Raw genomic sequence first — 17055 nt, forward strand, 5'->3', positions numbered from 1 at the left:
AGCCGATTGTCTTACCGCAAATTGCTGGAATGATTCCGTGCACCGGGAGATTAACGTACTGGCGGGTCCGTATGCACATCGGTATCAGGAGCTGAAGCAGCCCACCGTGTGAAGGTTACCTGAAATCCCGGCCGGGTTGGAGCACACAGGAAGGGTCCTGCCTGCTTACCGGTCACATACGGAAAACGGGCGACCCGGATCGTCCTCCAGGGATGATTCTCCGTTCTGGCTCTGAGGATTACGGCATCCTTCATCCGCGAAGCCCGGAGGGTGATCACCTCACCCGTCCATTCCGGAACAGGTGACAGCGACCAGTCGGAGTAGCCATCGGTCACAACGGCGCCCACATGCGGAATACCATCATTCAGCTCAATACCGGCTTTGATCCAGACTTCCTCACTATACCACAGCATAATGCCTGCCTGATCATACAGCTCTGTGAACCCGTCCAGCGAAAAGCTGACCTCTATAGCTTCCGCATCCCCCCAGGGTGCGAGCAAGGCGTGCCCATTGTCATGCTGGAAGCCGTACATCGTTTTTTGCCAATAATCACTGCCTTCTGCAGCTTCCGCCACAAGTGCTCCTGCTACAACTCTGCTGGACACCGGTTCGTTACTCCATGATCCATCCTGCCACGCTACTATTCTCATTACAGGCTCACCTCTTCTTTCCGTTTTTTCATCATACTGTTGATCTGCTCAGAGCTTAGAATCATAACAATAATATACCCGATCATCACCAGCGGAAGAATCATAAAGCTGCTGCGCGCTGCCACCCAGCCCAGAAGCGGGGGCAGAAAAGCTCCACCGGTATAGGCCAGAGCCATCTGATAGCCCATAATCTTCTGGGAGTTCGCTTGTCCGAACCGGGCTGGTGTCTCATGCAGCATACAGGGAAAGATCGGTGCCGAGCCCAATCCAATCAGGATAAATGCAACCAGTGAAAAGACCGCCGGAAGCGGTAAAGCCAGCACCAGCGCACCCAGCATGGATATAACCAGACCGCCGCGGATGAGCTCCTTGTTGCTGAACCGGAAGGTAATAAACCCGGTAAGCAGCCGCCCGGCCGTAATTCCGCCGTAATACAATGACACCCAGCCAGCAGCAGTTGCTGCTGAGACACCCTTGACATTAACCAGATAGCTGCTGCCCCAGAGTCCTACCGTGGCTTCCACTCCACAATAGAACAGGAAGGTAATCATCGCCAGCTTCACGCCTTTGATCCGCAGCACATTGCCGGAAGCAGCCTCCGCTGCCATTACCGTCTCTGGCTCATTCCTGACGTTCTCAGCCTGCGGACTGCCGCTCTTGCCTGCCCTTTTCCATAGCGGCAGACTGATGAACAGCAGCACCACAAGCGCAAACTGGATCATGCTGACAGTAAAGTATCCCGTTCTCCAGGAATCGCCGCCTGCGATATAACGCGACATAATGATCGGTCCGAGCATTGCCCCGATGCCCCAGAAGCAGTGCAGCCAGCTCATATGATGCGCCTTATAGTGGGTAGCCACATAATTGTTCAGCCCTGTATCGATAGAACCGGCACCCAGCCCCAGCGGCAAGGCCAGCACAGCCAGCCAAATCACGGAAGAAGAGTAAGAGAAGCCGAGCAAGGCCAGAGCCGTCACAGCCACGCTGATAAAAGTAACCATCCCCGTACCCAGCCGTTTCAGCACGGCACTGCTGGCTAAACTAGAAATAATCGTCCCCGCAACTACAATCATGGAGAGCAGTCCCGCTGTCTCAACCGGCGCCCCATAATCCAGCCTCATGATCGGCCAGGCCGCTCCCAGCATGGAGTCCGGCAGACCTAAGCTGATAAATGCCATATAAATAATGATCAAGAATACCGTTGCCATCTCTTCCCCGCCTAACCTTCTATTTTCGTTAAATACAGTCTTTGTTCCAAAGTGCCCAGCGTCTGCACAATCATGCCCTGAATATAGTCAGCAGCGAAATCGTCTGACATTCTCACCCTTGGAATTGCAGGATAAGGCAGCGAGGCGCTGCATTTCTTCTCCACGGATAGAAGATGCTCTTCCTTCAGGAAGCTGCCGTACAGCACAACAACATCCGGATTCAGCACACTGCTGACAGCAGCCGCCAGCTTGGCAATTGCATCCGTAAGTGCCTCAAAAGAAGCAATCAGTCCGCCATCTCCCCAGGCAATGCCGAGCGGAATGTTGGCTACCTCTCCGGCGAAGCCGCGTTTCCCCTTATACAGCTTGCCTCCTATAAATATGCCGGCTCCCGGAGCGAAGCGGTCCGGAAAATACAAATAGACAACTGAAGCTGTCTCCTCCTTCATCCTTCTGCAATAGCCAATCACGGCAGCGTTGACATCGTTCTCGATCACTACAGGTTTGCCGTACCGCTGCCGGAAATGCTCTGCCACCGGAACACCGCGCAAGGCTTTGTAATCGGATACAACCATTAGGCCTTCTACTTCCGCACCAGGCAGGCCCAGCCCGATAGCCTGTATCAGGGGGTACATCTGCAGCGAGCTGTCAATCACCGCTTCAAAGGCCGCCAGATCGACGCCTGAGACCGCTGTATTATCCTCAAACAGTGTACGTCCGGTCAGCGTAACAACCGTTCTGTGAATGTAGATTACATCCTGCTCTTCATGCGTGAACAGAATCAGCGCCAGGGCATACTCGTCATTGTATATGTATTGCTGTGCAGGTCTCCCTCCGCTGGAGGACACCTGTGCTCCAGCCAGCACCTCATTCTGCGCTTCCAATAGCTGCAGCACAGTGCCCACTGTAACGACACTAAGGCCGCTAACTCCGGCAATCTGCCGTTTGGTTGCCTGCCCGTGTTCCTTCAGCACCTGCCGCACCAGGTTCATATTCACTTCGCGAATGACTAACGCATTGCCGCCAATCTTCTGCATCTGCTTTCACCTCGTTATAATAATACTTTAATAAAGTATTTTAATAAATGGTTTTTTTGAAAAAAATTATTGAAATGTTGAAATAGCCCGGCAGAGAATCTCTGCCGGGCGGGAATGAATGATGGCTAATTATAGTGGTGCTTAGGTTAAGCCTTACAAATCAGGATGCTCATGTTTCGCTTTGAGACGGCTCCAGCGGCGCTGTACCTCATTCTCGAAGCTGCGCAGCGCAGGCTCGTTCTCCGGCTTCAGCAGATGGCGGGTTTTGCCCATAGTCTTCAGCCAGGCGGAGACTTCGATCCGTTTCTCCTTGTCTTCCGGGTTATACGTAATGTTGGTCATGCCCTGCTCTACTTCATAGAGCGGGAAGAAGCAGGACTCAACAGCCAGGGAGACGATATCTGTTCCGTCTTTGTCTTCACTCATCCAGTTGAGCGGGCAGGCGATCAGGATCTTGCCGTAGACGAGACCTTCGTTCTGCGCGTACCATTGGGCCTTCGCAGCCTTCTTCAGCAGATCCTGAGGATAAGCTTCACAGCCGGTGAAGACATAAGGAATATTGGTCGCAGCCATAATCTGCGCAGTATCCTTATGCTGGGTCAGCTTGCCCTGCTGGGTTTTGCCGATGCTCGAAGTTGAAGTACGGTGTCCAAGCGGTGTGGAATAAGACTGCTGTGCACCTGTATTCATATAGCCTTCGTTATCGTATTCCACGATGATCATCTTGTGGCCGCGCAGTGCAGCGCCAATCGCCGGACCCATACCAATGTCCATACCGCCGTCACCCGTTACCATAACGAAGGTGAAGTCATCCTGCAGCCCCAGGCCGTCCAGCTCGCCGCGGCGTTTGCGTTCCCAGAACATTTCGACCACACCGGACAGTGTAGCTGCACCGTTCTGGAAGAGGTTGTGGATGAACGTTGATTTATGTGACGAATAAGGATAGCCGGTAGTTGTAACCATGGCACAGCCGGTGTGATACAGCGCTACGATATCCCCTTCAATCCCTTTGAAGAACAGCTCAAGGCCTGAGAAAATACCACAGCCCGGACATGCACCATGTCCCGGAGACAAGCGTCTTGGCTTCTTCATCAGGGAGCGGATCGGCGGAATCTTCACGGCCAGCTTACCAGTTTCTTCATTCTTATTCACCGTAATCAGGCCGGTCTTCAACAGATCAAAGTTCATCGGCTTCAGCAGACGCTTCGGCGCATTCTCCGGCGCTCCCGGATTGTGGCCGTAGTAATCAAACGGCACTTCTACGCGGTCTGCTACCACTGCATCCATTGCGAGCTGGAAGAAATGATGGCCGTCTTCAGCATAGAAGTCTTTACCGCCCAGTCCGTAGATGCGGCTGATTACCTTAGTGGTCGTGTTGCCATATGTGAACAGTGCAGCCTTGATTTCGTTAACCATGTTGCCGCCGTGGCCGCCGACGGAATCCGCACGGTCACCGACAGTGATGGCTTTGACGTTCTTCAGCGCTTCAGCAATCTGCTTCTGCGGGAACGGGCGGATCATATTCGGGGAGATGGCACCCGCTTTGATTCCTTGCAGACGCAGCTGGTCGACCACATCCTTGATAATCTCCGAAGCGGAGTTCATCAGGAATACGGCCACATCGGCATCCTCCATCCGGTACTGCTCGATCATCGGATAATGCCGGCCTGTCAGTACAGCGAATTCCGCTGCGATCTCTTCAAACACTTCACCGGCATTGTACATGGCTACCGACTGCTGATAACGGTTGTTGATATAATCCGGTTCATTCATATAAGGACCTACAGTAACAGGGTTATTGCGGTCCAGCGTATCGGTGAAGCCAACTGGCGGCTGCTCGCCGACGAACTTGTGAACATCCTCGCGGTGGGCAAAAGCCTGCACACGGCGCTTCTGGTGAGAAGTGAAATAACCGTCAGAAGCAACCATTACCGGAAGGCGGACCTTGGCATGCTCCGCAAGCTTCAATGCCATCAGGTTCATGTCGTAGACGGACTGCGGATCACGGCACATCAGGATCGGCCAGCCGGTGTTCAGGGCGAAATACAAATCGGAATGGTCACCGTGAATATTCAGCGGACCCGAGATCGAACGGCAGATCAGGTTCATGACCATAGGCATCCGCGTACCTGCTTGTACAGGCAGCTGCTCCAGCATGAACATATACCCTTGCGCACTGGTAGCATTGAACACGCGGCCGCCTGCTGTGGAAGCGCCGTAACAGATCCCGGCGGAGCTGTGCTCACCATCGGAAGGCACCAGCATAATATCATGCTGTCCGCTGGCTTTCATGGTATCGAGGAACTGGGCAACCTCCGTCGACGGGGAGATCGGGAAATAACCCATGACATGGTAGTTAATCTGATGGGCGGCATAAGCAGCCATTTCATTGCCGGATTCATATAGGAATTTCTGCTCCACTTTGGCGGAGCCTACTTCTTTTTCATAATCAATAGCCACAATTCATTCCACCTTTCTTCCGAAATTTAGATTTGAGTAACCAGATCAAACGTATGCTTCACGGTATGGCTGTCCGCATAGCCTTCCTTCTCCCGGGTGCTGGAGAGCGCCGAGGTCGGGCAGGCGCCGATGCATTTCAGGCAGCCTTTGCAATATTGATAGTCAATGCCGAGCAGGAACATCTGCGAACGGCCCTTGCGGTCCAGCCGCTCTTCCCAGACGAAGCATTGATCCGGACATACCGTGTCACACTGTGCGCAATTGATACAGGACTCATTCTCATAGACCGGAAGCATACCGGAACGGGAGATGCTGAGGTTCTTCAGGAAACTGCCGCCCGGGTTCGTGATGGTGCCGCCTATCGGCTGAGTCTCGTAGCCGAGAGCGGAAATATCGGAGCGGACATACACCGGCATGCTGTCGCCGGCAGCGAGCTCGAAATGCATGAATTTCACTTCATTATAACCACGGTCAAAGGTCGTAATGGCCGACTGGACCGCCTGCGGATATTTCTTGCCGAGCGATTTCTCAATAACGCCCTTCATAATATCGGTATCCAGGAACGGACAGAGCCGGAACAGCGCGCCTAGCATCGCCATATTCACCCGGTTCTTCTCTTTCAGTGCGATGCTGGTGGCATCGATTACTGCAATCGTACCGGCCTTCATCTTCAGCAGTTCTTTGAGTTCTTCCGGCGTCTTGGCCGAGTTCACAAGAACGGTACTGTGTTCATGAATTCCGCTGGTTACGTTAACGGTCTTGGCAAGCGCTTCGTGAAAAACACCGACAACATGCGGACGCTCAACCGGGGAGGTATCACGGATATGAGTGTCCATATCGCAGAAACGGATATGAGCTTTAACCGCCGACCCCTTCTTCTCCGAACCATACGATGAAAAGCTGACGCCATTGAGTCCTGCGCCGACTACACCCGCTTCCGCGAGCATTTTACCGGCAAGGTTCGCTCCCAGGCCCCCAATAGATTCGAGACGAATCTCAAAGAAGCCGAGCTCATTTACTTTTGGCAATTGTACCACCGACATAACCCCTTTCTTAGTGTCAAGAAGAATAACATCCTTTTGACTTTTTCAACGATTGTAACTTGAAATTGCAAGCCGCGAAGTGACATATCTTGCATTATCCACGCTTTGGGAATCACAATTCTTTATGGATTTCAATGGATTTCTTTATACGCGACAGCGCGGCGTTACTTCAATAGAAGGTAATCTGCCATAAAAACGACAAATTGTGAAAATTGTGTGTAATTCCGCGTTTTCCCAAGGATGATGTGGAACCAATGTCACCCTTAATTTAGCAATAAAATTAAAAATTAAGATGTTAAATTTATCACAGATTTCATGGGTAAAGCACAGTATCAGCAACATCGTCAATGATCTTTATTCCTTTTAAACACTGTATTTATTGTATCGATTACGTATCAATAACATTGTTAAAAAATTGATAATTCGAATATTATTTTTGCTCCTTGTGGGGAGGATGTGGGGAACTAAATAAAAGGCCTTGAGATAATTATCTCAAGGCCTTTTATTTAGTTCCAATTAATTTCATCTAATGAAACATTATATAATATTGAAAAAGAGGTGGCCAATATCAGCCCAACTGAAAAAGGATGTTTTTCAAAAGCCTTAATGTCTGCCACTTGTATTCCAGTTTTTTGGGCAACAAGATCCACTGACAGGTTGCGCTGTTCTCTCAGTTCTTTCAATTCTAATTTTATCTCCATCTCGTTCCCTCTCTCTATGTATGTTTAAAATATCCAATCGCAAAAAGTATTGCAGTATGTGTTAATATTACAATGTAAAATTTCTAATGCATTCTTGAAGGGGAACGTCTGCCAGGGCGTCCCCCTTCTTTGCGTCTAATGCTTTTTGTTATTACTTATGATATAATTCGCTCGAACATCGTCTCCTTTCTTTGACATTCTAATTGGAGGTTGTTATGGCGCACCTTATACAAGGGATGTGCCTACTGCCAAATATCCGTGAGTCTTCTGGGGTAACTCAATCTGAGTTAACTAAAAATTTAAAGAAACTATACGGTGTTTCCATTTCAGTCAGCCATTTATCACGTATGGAAAGAGGCGAACGGCCTATGACAACGTTACAGAAACGAGCTATATGCTTAGCGCTTAACTGTACTGAGGCTGATTTGTATGATTGGAAACTGCAGTAGGACGGAGTGATATCTGCTCCCCCATGTTAAAACTCTCCATAACACGCAACAACACGACTGGTCAATACCCATTCAACTTGCGAATATATTTATATTAAAACCCATATTGTGTATTTTGTATATTGCAAATGGCTGGACAGATTGTATAGGAGAACGTGTGTATTTTGCTTTACATTTTATGAATATTGTGGTAATAAAAAAGAGCCTTTAATAAAGGCTCTCGCTCGTTGTAATTATTATATTAGGGTTGACTAACATCAAACTTTCTGCAACCTCTTTATAACGATATCCAGCAATCATGCAGCGCTTTGACTTACTTGTAAAGTTCTTTTCAAAGAAAGCAATTTTCAAGGTTTTATCAAGCACCGTTATTTTATTTAAGTTCACGCAGTTGCTTCTATCTGCTATTCCAAATCTATATCCGCTATTATTTAAAGCCTTATTCCAATACTTCAATGTTCCTACCATAAAGAAGACATCCTCCGCAGTATGAACAGCCACTTTATCTGAACTCATTTCAAAGTTCAACATCAATACATTATCAGCATCTATGTTGATCAGGCCAGATTCTCCCTCTGGATCACGAGTTACGGAGAGTTTCAGCATACCTACCACCTACTTCTCTAATTTAACAACTCATCAGGCACGTCCCCGTTATACACGTACCACGCGCTCGCAGTACTTACTGTAGATAAAGCTACGACTCCAAGTAGAGCCGCTGCGTTCATCAATAATAATCGTTTTGCATTTACCATAATTTTTTTCATTTGTTGTCACCTCCCTTCATGTGAATCAGCGAGATGCCCTGTGCAAAGAATGTCGCGCTGAGAACTGATGAAACCAATAAAAAATTAGTTGATACGATTATCAGAGAGACAACTTTTAAGAATGGATAGAATTTTCTGGGTATCCGCGATTGTCTCTCAATTTTCGATGGAGCAAATAATGCCACGAGTATAAAACTTACGATCCCTAATGTCACGATAGTCCAGTATCCGAAATTGGCAAGGGATATTGCAGTTATTAATATTGTCGAAAACACGATGCATTTCAATCCTGATTGCATGTGATACCCACCAGAAACCTGTCGTAGTAAAGGGAACGCCACAAGTGCTATTGCTACTTCAACTGTCTTCCCTGTAAAAATTGAGAACAGTAACGATAGAGAGATTATCATTGACGCGTTTATAATGATTGATAAAGCATACTTCATAACGGCAATAGATACTGTACTGTCAGGAGCGCCCTTCTTTATTCCTTGAGCGATCCTCAAGGAGAGAAAATCTATCATCTTTCCTTCTCCTTCTTTATTGCATAGTAAGTAAAGAAGATAAATGCAATCGACACTGATATAACATCAGTCAACGTGTTGCCTTTATATAGAAGCCATACTGTTAGTAAAAGCGCACTACCAATAAGTGTGTACACATAAATTGCTTCGCGTTTTAACCTCAACTTTTCAAAATCAAATGTAAATCCTCCGCCAAACATATAAAATAGATAAGCTCCACCAATACCAATCACACTACTCATAGCCTGCAGTAAGTACCCTTTTTCGGGATGTAATGCTAATTCATTTACAGATAAATATCCAAATGATAATTGGACTAATGCGACTTGCAGGAGCACGTAAGCAAAATACCCCATGACAGAAATAACAGCCGACCAGATCAGCGGTATACGCATCACGATTGTAAATAATAAGATGTACAATAAAATATTAATCAATGGCACAATTTCGGTTAATTGTAGATCCTCTCTGAAAATGAAGCTTTGCAAATCCATTAGCAGTATGATGAATAATGCAGGAAAAATAATTTCCGTTGGTTTGAATCTAAATAAAGCGCAAATGATACAATAAATAGCTACAAACTCTAAGGTTGAGAAAAAAACAAAACTTACAGGTTCCCACGACACGACACAACACCGCCTGACATAATTTTCATTCAATAGGTTAATTATATATCTGGTCCTGGTATAGCGTATACAACTTATTTACTACGATATAGGCCTATCAGGCGGCGTTCTTTCAATGTTTCTTAGTGACCTTCCCGGTAAGTTGTAATTCCTCAATCTGAGCACATATTTCGTGATGTAATCCCACGTCATTAGTCTCAGAAGCAATTACAGAAAAATGCTTAAGTCTTGCCCAATCCCAGCAGTACAGAGCATTTGCTTGATGGCAAATATCCATCTCCAATTTTTCCGAATTCTTCAGTGGCCGATTTTTTTGAATAGTCCATAACTCTGCCATTCGTTCATGAGCATATAACATTATCTATCACTCCTATGCATTGAGGACGCGCGCAGCCCTCGTATGACGGATTCCGCGACCATATTGCTCAAGGTTTCGACCAGTCCCGCAACCGGTCCGAGGCGCTCTCAGCGCTCATCAGGCGGATTCATCGATACTCTCTATTGCCTCACCTATGGTGTCATAGTAATACGTCAAGCATTCCGGGTTTGCGGCATACGGCAAGGGTGGCTCAATTCGGTATCCAAATGGATCTCCCGAGCCAACTCTTTTAAGTACCTGGATTTTACGTCCCTTATGCTCCAGCACTGTTGCCCAATCCCTGCTGTCCACACTCTGCTTATATACAAGGTCCAGAGCAGATAAGACATTTTCAATTCGCCGAAGTTTTGCAAATGGCGACTGATCACCGGTGATGGTTGCTCTAATTATCCCGACCGCAGTTGGGTAACGGTATCCATCCCCTTCTTCAATTATCATTTCCGCATATCGCTGGACCTCTTCTTGACGGCTCATAAGCTTCACTTCCTCCTTTAGAGGGGCCGTAGCCCATGTTATTTGCTTATTTCCTCATCAGCGCATCTTGCTGCAAGTTGGTTGGTGGTGAGTGTTTCCTTAGCATTATCGTAGTTGTACCAAACGTAGGCATCCACCTTTACGAAAGTCACACCATTTGGTGTTTCATACTGGTGTACATCATCTTCCATCAATAAACTCCGATATTGGCCGCGAATCTTCATTCTTTTGTCCATCCCTTATCCCTCCCGCGTATGCCCGCCGGCTTAGATTTTATGTGGATCTATTGAGATCACTGCAGAGTAACCGGGTTCGTTTTCGTAGTCACGTTCTGCGTTAAATAATGCTTCCAGCTGCGTTTTACCACGGCGAGTTATTTCCAGATACGGTGCATTCATGAAATGAACTTCAAATTCGTATTCGTTCTCTTCATCCAATCTCTTCACGCTCCTTTAAGGTTGCCTTGTTGATAAATCTAATTTAACATGCTTTTAAATGCTTGTAAATAGGTGATTTATAATATTGCTAAATATTTTTAAATGCTGTAAAATTCATTAGGACAAGGAGTGTGATTTCATGGCTGGAAGACCACCGAAAGCCGAAGGTGAAAAGAAAATTCGTGAGGCCATCTACTTTGAACCTGAATTGTTGGAATGGTTACGCGAAGAAGCCGACCGCGAGAAATGCACGGTCAGCGTAATTGTTAATAGAATAACTGCAGAAAAACGTGGAACCCCGCCAGTATAATCACTGACGGGGCTTTGTTATTTAAAATGATCTTTTAATGTCATTCCCAGCTCGGCAGTATACTGGGTCAACCGCAGGCTTATCTCTGTACGCATAACGTCACGGGTAAGACCGAACCTCTCCTGTCGTCCCCGGCAAAAGATTTTATGATAAACCAAGAATTCTTCCTGTTCATCCGGCACGACTTTTATGTTCCGCTGCTTCAGTTCCTTTTTCAGCTGATACGTATCCTGTGTGATCCGGCGCTGTATGCTCTGTCCAGCCATTAAATAGGCCCTCTTCAGTATGCTGCCAGAGAGCTCAATCTCCCGGAGGCTTTTATCGACCATAGTCTCGATATATGGCAGTAATATGAGGTCACGCACCATTGTCCGCTCCTCTACGGTAAGCATCTTGTTACCGGCCCCCTCCGCTTTAATCTCCTGCTCGTATTGATCCACATGTTCAGTCGAAACCATCTTAGTTTTCCATCGCTCATTCCCGTCCAATTTACTCATTATGTAAAGCCCCCTCAATGATACAACCAGTAATCTATGTTAGTACTGCGCCCTGGGCTCTGCGTGCCTCCTTGCGGCGTTGTGTCGTATGGTACATGCCGTTCCCACCCCTCAATAATTTCGGCTGTCTCGATTGGTTTGGTTGGGTCCCATGATATATAGTTCTCTGCAGCCAGCACTTTAAAACCCTTGATTATATCTGCAGGTCTGCGCCCGCTTAGGTTTCCAAGCTCCCGGATTGTAGGCATGCGCCGGAAATGATATCGATATTGGGCGATGATCCGCAGCAGCTTGCGCGGGGTATCATCAAGCATGTCGCCGCTCCTGCACAGGCTGCCACGATAAGATACTGGCCGCAAGGAATACGCGCGGCGCACTGGTAGTGAGACACGTAGCCCGGATACGGCCGTTGCGGATGCCGTTCACTTCAATCTTCCGCTGCGTAATCTTGCCCGCTTTGTCCAGGTATATAATTTCAATGGTTTGGCCGATGCTCATCTTCATGGATGATCGCCTCCGTAAAATAAGAACATTTGTTTGTATTATAACCGTACCTGCAATTTTTAAGCAATGGAAATAACTGAAACAACGTATAAAGGAAGTGCTTAAGGAAAGAGTAATATAAATAAATAAATAAATAGCAGATAGGTGTGATTTAAATGCATTTAATTGGTGAAAAATCTATTCAAGGGGACAGTAACATTTCAATTGATCTGCCTCAAAACGAAACAATCGACCGTAAACTTAGAATCTCAGCATTTGGAGAGTTAAAGTCAGGTGAAATAACTCGCTACCTAATCTTAAGGATCAACAAAATTGATAAAGGTTATTATAGTTATGTAGATGTTGGCGGTGACGAACGAGAGGGCGAATGGGGGCATAAACAAGATGAAGTTAAAGATAGAGGTATATATGTTGGACGAAACGGCGGATATTTAGGTCGTTTTGACGCATCATTTACACTCGATTACACCCTCGCGGTTAATTCAAAATCAAAAAGAATTGTGGGCAATGGTACATCCACTTTTGGAGACATTGGCAATAGAACTTATGGTTGTCAAAGTCATGGATTTCTAGAATCCCGTGAACCTATACCTCTTAAAAACATTGAATTAATTTTCTCTGGTGGGATTGCTACATGGACATGTAGGATCTATGCATATTAAAGCCCATGTGTAAGAATTTGCAAAATAACATTATATAAATAGCAGAGGTAAATATTCATCCCGTCAACTAATCATGGTTGACGTTTTTTTTTGCCCAAGACTTACCTGCCCCCTCACCTTCCACTGGGATTTATAATTAGGTAGAGGTGAAACTATGTTTATAAGTCCTATGCTACTGCAAACGGCTCCCGGGCCATTTTCGCACAGCGATTATATATATGAACCAAAGATAGACGGCCACCGGCTGATATACTCCCAGCAAGCCGGAAAGGTCCGGTTGTACACCCGCCACGATAACGACTGCACCCGGCAGTACCCTGAACTGCAGCTGCCGTTTGAAGATGATGTAATCCTGGACGGCGAGGTCGCCTGCGTAGATCCGACAACCGGGGTATCAGATTTCGAGGCTGTCATGAGCCGTTTCCAGTCCCGGCGGGCGGACAAGATTCTCAAGCTCACTGCTACTCTTCCAGCCTATTACGCCATCTTTGATATCCTGCAGTACAAAGGCCAAGACCTGCGTGGGCTGCCGCTCCTGCGCCGCAAAGAGATTCTGGCAGGATTATCCCTCCCCTCTGTAAGCTTTGGCGTAGTGCCGCACATAGACGGTGCAGGGGAGGCTCTGTTTGAGCAAATAGAAGCCCGAGGCATGGAAGGTGTAGTCGCCAAGCGCAAGAATAGCATCTATGAGACTGGACGCCGCTCCCATGCTTGGCAGAAGGTAATTAACTGGACGTATGCAGAGGTGTATATCACAGGTTATCGTAAGCAGGAATTTGGCTGGCTTGCTGCAGTACCTTCCGGTACGTCCGGTAAACTGCGTCCGGCTGGGATAATTGAGTTTGGGGCATCCCCGCTCCACAAGCAAGCATTCAGGGGAGTGGCCGGCCAACTCGTTACCGGAGAGGATAAGGAGTTTGTACACCTGGATCCTCGCCTGCGAGCCCGGGTAAGAATGAGAAACTGGACCAAATCTGGGATGCTCCGGACGCCGGTGTTTGAACAGTTCATAATTTGAGTATTATAGATTTGGAGGTGGATAACATGTGTGGACGCTTTACAATTACAGTCACGCTTGAGGAGTTAATTACTCATTACCTAATCGATGACACCAAAATAGCTACTTTAAAGCCAAACTATAATGTCGCACCAATGCATAATATCCCGGCAGTGATCGCCAGTGACGAAGGAAAACGCCTTGGGGAACTGCGCTGGGGGCTGGTGCCGTTCTGGGCCAAAGACGATAAGATCGGCAGTAAGATGATCAATGCCCGCGCGGAGACAGTCGCTGAGAAGCCCGCCTTTAAACGGCTGCTTAAATCCAAGCGTTGCATTATACCAGCTGACGGTTTTTATGAATGGAAAAAGGACGGGACCAGCAAGCAGCCATATCGAATCCTCATGAGTGATGGCAGCCTCTTCTCCTTCGCCGGATTGTATGACACTTGGGAAGATACGGAAGGAAAGAAATTGAGCACCTGCACCATCATCACCACTACCCCAAACAGTCTCATGGAGGACATACATGACCGCATGCCGGTGATCTTGCGTCCTGAAGATGAAGCTGATTGGCTGGGGAAAGACAATGACGATGTCGAATCCTTATTAAAGCTTCTGAAGCCATATGATGCTTCAATGATGAGGGCTTATAAGGTCCCTTCAACTGTAGGCAACGTACGGAATAACACTAAGGAATTACTAGAAGATATCGGATAAGAAACAACCCCGGCAACAAATCTGGCGGGGTTGTTTCTTTTTCTAATGGGATCAAAAAATAAATACTACTGTTCGCTCACTTTATTGCAGATATAGACATATATGTTTAGACAATCCTTGTTAAGTTTTGTAAACTCAATAGCGACAATACATAATAAGGAGTGTAATTAATGAAAAAAATTAAATTATTGCTAGTATTTTTTCTTATTTTCACAGCAGTAAGTGTAATCTCTGTTACCAATGCTTCTTCTAGTACTAATGGCTTCTTAAATGAAAAAACGATGAATCAAGGAATTGATGGTTCTTCTGTATCAAATACAACATCACTTGCCACTGATAACGATGAATCAACTTTTGTTACACTTGATACATCATCACCTTATGCTCCAAATAAAGATTCATTGTGGTATCAGTTTTCTTCACCAATTACCGTTAATTCATATAGATTATTAGCCGATTATGCAAATATTAAAATTGATTATTATGACTCTACCGATACATACATAGGTAGTACCGAAGCCTCCCTAAATACAGGGACGAAACAAAATGTATATGTGAAAAACGTCTCTAAAGTGGTTGTATCTAACACAACTTCTTGGCAGACTGTTAAAATATATGAATTCAACTTATTCCCTGATACGGATACTGGGGAAACATTACTAACTCCTATTAATATTCCCATATATAATTCTGACGGATCGATTAGTGCTAAATCTTGGCAGTCAAGAATTGCGGATGGATCTGATGGTACAGGCAACACCCTTTCTAATAATGCGTATTTCATACTTCATTTAGATAATGAAACAACTATTACCAGAATCTATACTAAAGGACAACTTTACGTTGAGAGAATAAGATATGATTTTTATTCAGATATCGATCAGAAAAACTTAATCCAATCATATACTCCTACAGGAACAGGAACAGCGGAGAACAAAACTGGTTTATCAATACCTGGGGTTAGATCAATGAAGGTTACCGGCTTAGGAGATGGACATAACTATATGACTATAAATGTTTATGGAGAGCCTACCATTCCTTCGGCAACTCCTACTTCAACGCCTATAGTGACTCCATCGCCGTCTCCATCGCCGTCTCCAACTCCATCTCCATCTCCTGAACAGCCGTCAAGAGGTCGTGCTATTCTGGTTCTAACCATGAACACCGGTCTAGAAAAAGAATTCGACCTAACATCAGAAGAGATAACTGCTTTCTTGAACTGGTACGATTCAGCGAACGGATCTGTCCGATATGGCATCGATAAGCATGATAACAACAAAGGCCCATTCAGCAAACGAACAGAATACGTGATACACGATAAGATTCTAACCTTTGAAGTAAATGAATACACAACAGAGTAAACCAAAACAAAACCCGTCAGGCAAAAGCCCGGCGGGTTATTTTATGTATGCGCGAAATTCAAATCGTTCCCGGACAAACCGAGCGCCGGCTATCTTAATCGATTCCGGTGTGTATCCCTCCACTATTCCCCCATAATCCATAAGGTGACCAATCGGGTCCGGGTCTTCTCGGTACCAGACAGATACTTTAGATTGCGCCAGTGCGGCCACGAAGAAATCCTTATCGCTTTCCAGGACTATATATGTAGTGCTCAAATTATCCCTCCAATTTTCAGAATTTGAGAATCATCTTAATAAAGTATTCTTCTAATTCATCATTTTTCAAGGTTAGAACATCTTGAAATGTTTTATCTTGAATAATTAGCCACGCAAGATTTCTAAGCAATTCATCCAGTCTCATGCATATTTCTTTCTGCTTTTGATAGTTTTTTAACCTACTACTTACTAGATCACCGTGTACAGCACTTGATCTAATACTGTATGCATCTTTAACGACATTATAGATTCTCATTCGGTCTTCACCGTCTGTACCTAAGAGTACAGCAATTCTTTCAGAAATCTTATGTGTCATCTCATTTCTACTAGTCGAGAAAATGCTCTCTATCATTGTACAGTAAAGCGCAATTCTACTTGGCAAATGTACTTCAGATCTTGCTGACTGTAAAAAATAAAAAAAACGTTCGACTCGATATGAATTTGAGCTAACCTTTATTTGTGTTTCTGCAGCTGTCATTGTTCTATTGGCTTCGACATCGTACAACTCATTTGAAGCACTAAGGGCCTTATTAATTTCTTGTCGAGTGAAATGTGTATTTTCTCTATTTCCATCTGTTTTAGAGAAATAAGTCACTCTTGAATTACTAGTAATCTCTACCCCTGCGTCATACAAGCATAAATATCCGAGTTCTGTATTTACACAATTATCCTTAACAAGCCAAAGTGAATTAGTAAAATGCTGAATCAATTTCATGTAATGGTCTAAAAAAAGAAGCTTATCCATTTTCGTTTCATATTTATTAAAGTTATGCTTAACCTTCTCGCTGTCCCCTGTGGCATAGGCGAAAGTGCCTTCATATAGAGAATTATATTCCAACAACCCGATGATATCTTGTGTTACATCTTTATAACGAATTATTTTATCTAAAATGTCTTTGTTATTAGAAAATTTGAGCTCATCGAAAATATCTAATTTAGTGATTGGTGTACTTACTGTAAGGTTTATTATTCGTGCAACAAATAAAAACTCCATT

Annotated in this window: 23 protein-coding genes; 5 read left to right on the plus strand and 18 right to left on the minus strand. The window is 45.5% G+C overall.

Annotated features, from left to right (window positions below):
• Nucleotides 1-50 precede the first annotated feature (50 nt).
• The 14 genes from NSU01_RS19555 to NSU01_RS19620 form a co-directional block, all read right to left on the minus strand.
• Entirely contained in the window at nt 51-650 is a 600-nt protein-coding gene (locus NSU01_RS19555; protein ID WP_076242974.1) for a DUF1349 domain-containing protein, read from the minus strand.
• Complete coding sequence (locus NSU01_RS19560; RefSeq protein WP_076242973.1) at nt 650-1858, minus strand: MFS transporter; 1209 nt, start codon at nt 1856-1858, stop codon at nt 650-652. Before NSU01_RS19560 ends, NSU01_RS19555 begins: the two co-directional genes overlap by 1 nt.
• An 11-nt stretch (nt 1859-1869) precedes the next feature.
• Complete coding sequence (locus tag NSU01_RS19565; RefSeq protein ID WP_076242972.1) at nt 1870-2895, minus strand: ROK family transcriptional regulator; 1026 nt, start codon at nt 2893-2895, stop codon at nt 1870-1872.
• 153 nt (nt 2896-3048) lie between these two features.
• On the minus strand, nt 3049-5355 hold the full coding sequence (locus NSU01_RS19570) for a thiamine pyrophosphate-dependent enzyme (RefSeq protein ID WP_042137959.1): 2307 nt from the start codon (nt 5353-5355) through the stop codon (nt 3049-3051).
• 26 nt (nt 5356-5381) lie between these two features.
• On the minus strand, nt 5382-6392 hold the full coding sequence (locus tag NSU01_RS19575) for a 2-oxoacid:acceptor oxidoreductase family protein (RefSeq protein ID WP_076242971.1): 1011 nt from the start codon (nt 6390-6392) through the stop codon (nt 5382-5384).
• A gap of 512 nt (nt 6393-6904) precedes the next feature.
• Nucleotides 6905-7099 (minus strand): helix-turn-helix domain-containing protein, encoded by a 195-nt coding sequence (locus NSU01_RS19580; protein ID WP_076242970.1) that lies wholly within the window; start codon nt 7097-7099, stop codon nt 6905-6907.
• 656 nt (nt 7100-7755) lie between these two features.
• Nucleotides 7756-8154 (minus strand): LytTR family transcriptional regulator DNA-binding domain-containing protein, encoded by a 399-nt coding sequence (locus NSU01_RS19585; RefSeq protein ID WP_076242969.1) that lies wholly within the window; start codon nt 8152-8154, stop codon nt 7756-7758.
• A 17-nt stretch (nt 8155-8171) separates the two neighbouring features.
• Nucleotides 8172-8315 carry a cyclic lactone autoinducer peptide gene (locus tag NSU01_RS19590; RefSeq protein ID WP_144026002.1) on the minus strand — a complete coding sequence of 48 codons (144 nt, stop codon included), beginning with the start codon at nt 8313-8315 and terminating at the stop codon, nt 8172-8174.
• Complete coding sequence (locus NSU01_RS19595) at nt 8312-8839, minus strand: accessory gene regulator B family protein (protein ID WP_076242968.1); 528 nt, start codon at nt 8837-8839, stop codon at nt 8312-8314. The genes NSU01_RS19590 and NSU01_RS19595 overlap by 4 nt, the downstream gene beginning before the upstream one ends.
• Nucleotides 8836-9465, minus strand: a complete 630-nt coding sequence (locus NSU01_RS19600; protein WP_076242967.1) for a hypothetical protein — start codon at nt 9463-9465, stop codon at nt 8836-8838. The genes NSU01_RS19595 and NSU01_RS19600 overlap by 4 nt, the downstream gene beginning before the upstream one ends.
• A 112-nt stretch (nt 9466-9577) precedes the next feature.
• Nucleotides 9578-9823, minus strand: coding sequence for a hypothetical protein (locus tag NSU01_RS19605; protein WP_076242966.1), 246 nt, complete (start codon nt 9821-9823; stop codon nt 9578-9580).
• A gap of 117 nt (nt 9824-9940) precedes the next feature.
• Nucleotides 9941-10318, minus strand: a complete 378-nt coding sequence (locus NSU01_RS19610; protein WP_076242965.1) for a hypothetical protein — start codon at nt 10316-10318, stop codon at nt 9941-9943.
• Nucleotides 10319-10356: 38 nt separating this feature from the next.
• Nucleotides 10357-10554, minus strand: coding sequence for a hypothetical protein (locus NSU01_RS19615; protein ID WP_076242964.1), 198 nt, complete (start codon nt 10552-10554; stop codon nt 10357-10359).
• A 30-nt stretch (nt 10555-10584) separates the two neighbouring features.
• Nucleotides 10585-10755 carry a hypothetical protein gene (locus tag NSU01_RS19620; protein WP_179093446.1) on the minus strand — a complete coding sequence of 57 codons (171 nt, stop codon included), beginning with the start codon at nt 10753-10755 and terminating at the stop codon, nt 10585-10587.
• A 139-nt stretch (nt 10756-10894) separates the two neighbouring features.
• Between NSU01_RS19620 and NSU01_RS19625 the strand changes: the two genes are divergently transcribed.
• Entirely contained in the window at nt 10895-11065 is a 171-nt protein-coding gene (locus NSU01_RS19625) for a hypothetical protein (RefSeq protein ID WP_179093445.1), read from the plus strand.
• Nucleotides 11066-11082: 17 nt separating this feature from the next.
• Here the strand turns inward: NSU01_RS19625 and NSU01_RS19630 are convergent, their stop codons facing one another.
• From NSU01_RS19630 to NSU01_RS19640, 3 genes are read right to left on the minus strand one after another with little or no spacing between them, the layout of a single operon-like run.
• Nucleotides 11083-11562 carry a hypothetical protein gene (locus NSU01_RS19630; RefSeq protein WP_076242963.1) on the minus strand — a complete coding sequence of 160 codons (480 nt, stop codon included), beginning with the start codon at nt 11560-11562 and terminating at the stop codon, nt 11083-11085.
• Nucleotides 11563-11576: 14 nt separating this feature from the next.
• Nucleotides 11577-11876, minus strand: coding sequence for a hypothetical protein (locus tag NSU01_RS19635; RefSeq protein ID WP_076242962.1), 300 nt, complete (start codon nt 11874-11876; stop codon nt 11577-11579).
• Nucleotides 11869-12066, minus strand: a complete 198-nt coding sequence (locus NSU01_RS19640) for a hypothetical protein (RefSeq protein WP_076242961.1) — start codon at nt 12064-12066, stop codon at nt 11869-11871. The genes NSU01_RS19635 and NSU01_RS19640 overlap by 8 nt, the downstream gene beginning before the upstream one ends.
• A 155-nt stretch (nt 12067-12221) precedes the next feature.
• Between NSU01_RS19640 and NSU01_RS19645 the strand changes: the two genes are divergently transcribed.
• The 4 genes from NSU01_RS19645 (at nt 12222) to NSU01_RS19660 (ending at nt 15805) form a co-directional block, all read left to right on the plus strand.
• Nucleotides 12222-12728, plus strand: coding sequence for a hypothetical protein (locus NSU01_RS19645; protein WP_076242960.1), 507 nt, complete (start codon nt 12222-12224; stop codon nt 12726-12728).
• Nucleotides 12729-12882: 154 nt separating this feature from the next.
• Entirely contained in the window at nt 12883-13746 is an 864-nt protein-coding gene (locus NSU01_RS19650) for an ATP-dependent DNA ligase (RefSeq protein ID WP_076242959.1), read from the plus strand.
• Between the two features lie 26 nt (nt 13747-13772).
• A complete protein-coding gene (locus NSU01_RS19655) occupies nt 13773-14444 on the plus strand; it encodes an SOS response-associated peptidase (protein ID WP_042136476.1) in 672 nt (223 codons plus the stop codon).
• 170 nt (nt 14445-14614) lie between these two features.
• Nucleotides 14615-15805 carry a hypothetical protein gene (locus NSU01_RS19660; RefSeq protein WP_144026001.1) on the plus strand — a complete coding sequence of 397 codons (1191 nt, stop codon included), beginning with the start codon at nt 14615-14617 and terminating at the stop codon, nt 15803-15805.
• Nucleotides 15806-16076: 271 nt separating this feature from the next.
• Here NSU01_RS19660 and NSU01_RS19665 read toward each other — a convergent pair whose 3' ends face one another.
• Complete coding sequence (locus NSU01_RS19665; RefSeq protein ID WP_076242957.1) at nt 16077-17054, minus strand: HEPN domain-containing protein; 978 nt, start codon at nt 17052-17054, stop codon at nt 16077-16079.
• Nucleotide 17055: the final 1 nt, after the last annotated feature.

The sequence above is a fragment of the Paenibacillus sp. FSL H8-0259 genome, assembly GCF_037963255.1.
In the GTDB taxonomy this organism is placed as follows: Bacteria; Bacillota; Bacilli; order Paenibacillales; family Paenibacillaceae; genus Paenibacillus_AQ; species Paenibacillus_AQ phytohabitans.

Bases quoted from the DNA above. Each gene is read 5' to 3' on its own strand.
- NSU01_RS19635 (WP_076242962.1), bottom strand. From the start codon at position 11,876: ATGCTTGATGATACCCCGCGCAAGCTGCTGCGGATCATCGCCCAATAT.
- NSU01_RS19565 (WP_076242972.1), bottom strand. From the start codon at position 2,895: ATGCAGAAGATTGGCGGCAATGCGTTAGTCATTCGCGAAGTGAATATG.
- NSU01_RS19605 (WP_076242966.1), bottom strand. From the start codon at position 9,823: ATGTTATATGCTCATGAACGAATGGCAGAGTTATGGACTATTCAAAAA.
- NSU01_RS19650 (WP_076242959.1), top strand. From the start codon at position 12,883: ATGTTTATAAGTCCTATGCTACTGCAAACGGCTCCCGGGCCATTTTCG.
- NSU01_RS19655 (WP_042136476.1), top strand. From the start codon at position 13,773: ATGTGTGGACGCTTTACAATTACAGTCACGCTTGAGGAGTTAATTACT.
- NSU01_RS19580 (WP_076242970.1), bottom strand. From the start codon at position 7,099: ATGGAGATAAAATTAGAATTGAAAGAACTGAGAGAACAGCGCAACCTG.
- NSU01_RS19640 (WP_076242961.1), bottom strand. From the start codon at position 12,066: ATGAAGATGAGCATCGGCCAAACCATTGAAATTATATACCTGGACAAA.
- NSU01_RS19590 (WP_144026002.1), bottom strand. From the start codon at position 8,315: ATGAAAAAAATTATGGTAAATGCAAAACGATTATTATTGATGAACGCA.
- NSU01_RS19560 (WP_076242973.1), bottom strand. From the start codon at position 1,858: ATGGCAACGGTATTCTTGATCATTATTTATATGGCATTTATCAGCTTA.
- NSU01_RS19615 (WP_076242964.1), bottom strand. From the start codon at position 10,554: ATGGACAAAAGAATGAAGATTCGCGGCCAATATCGGAGTTTATTGATG.
- NSU01_RS19610 (WP_076242965.1), bottom strand. From the start codon at position 10,318: ATGAGCCGTCAAGAAGAGGTCCAGCGATATGCGGAAATGATAATTGAA.
- NSU01_RS19645 (WP_076242960.1), top strand. From the start codon at position 12,222: ATGCATTTAATTGGTGAAAAATCTATTCAAGGGGACAGTAACATTTCA.
- NSU01_RS19625 (WP_179093445.1), top strand. From the start codon at position 10,895: ATGGCTGGAAGACCACCGAAAGCCGAAGGTGAAAAGAAAATTCGTGAG.
- NSU01_RS19660 (WP_144026001.1), top strand. From the start codon at position 14,615: ATGAAAAAAATTAAATTATTGCTAGTATTTTTTCTTATTTTCACAGCA.
- NSU01_RS19665 (WP_076242957.1), bottom strand. From the start codon at position 17,054: ATGGAGTTTTTATTTGTTGCACGAATAATAAACCTTACAGTAAGTACA.
- NSU01_RS19595 (WP_076242968.1), bottom strand. From the start codon at position 8,839: ATGATAGATTTTCTCTCCTTGAGGATCGCTCAAGGAATAAAGAAGGGC.
- NSU01_RS19585 (WP_076242969.1), bottom strand. From the start codon at position 8,154: ATGCTGAAACTCTCCGTAACTCGTGATCCAGAGGGAGAATCTGGCCTG.
- NSU01_RS19630 (WP_076242963.1), bottom strand. From the start codon at position 11,562: ATGAGTAAATTGGACGGGAATGAGCGATGGAAAACTAAGATGGTTTCG.
- NSU01_RS19555 (WP_076242974.1), bottom strand. From the start codon at position 650: ATGAGAATAGTAGCGTGGCAGGATGGATCATGGAGTAACGAACCGGTG.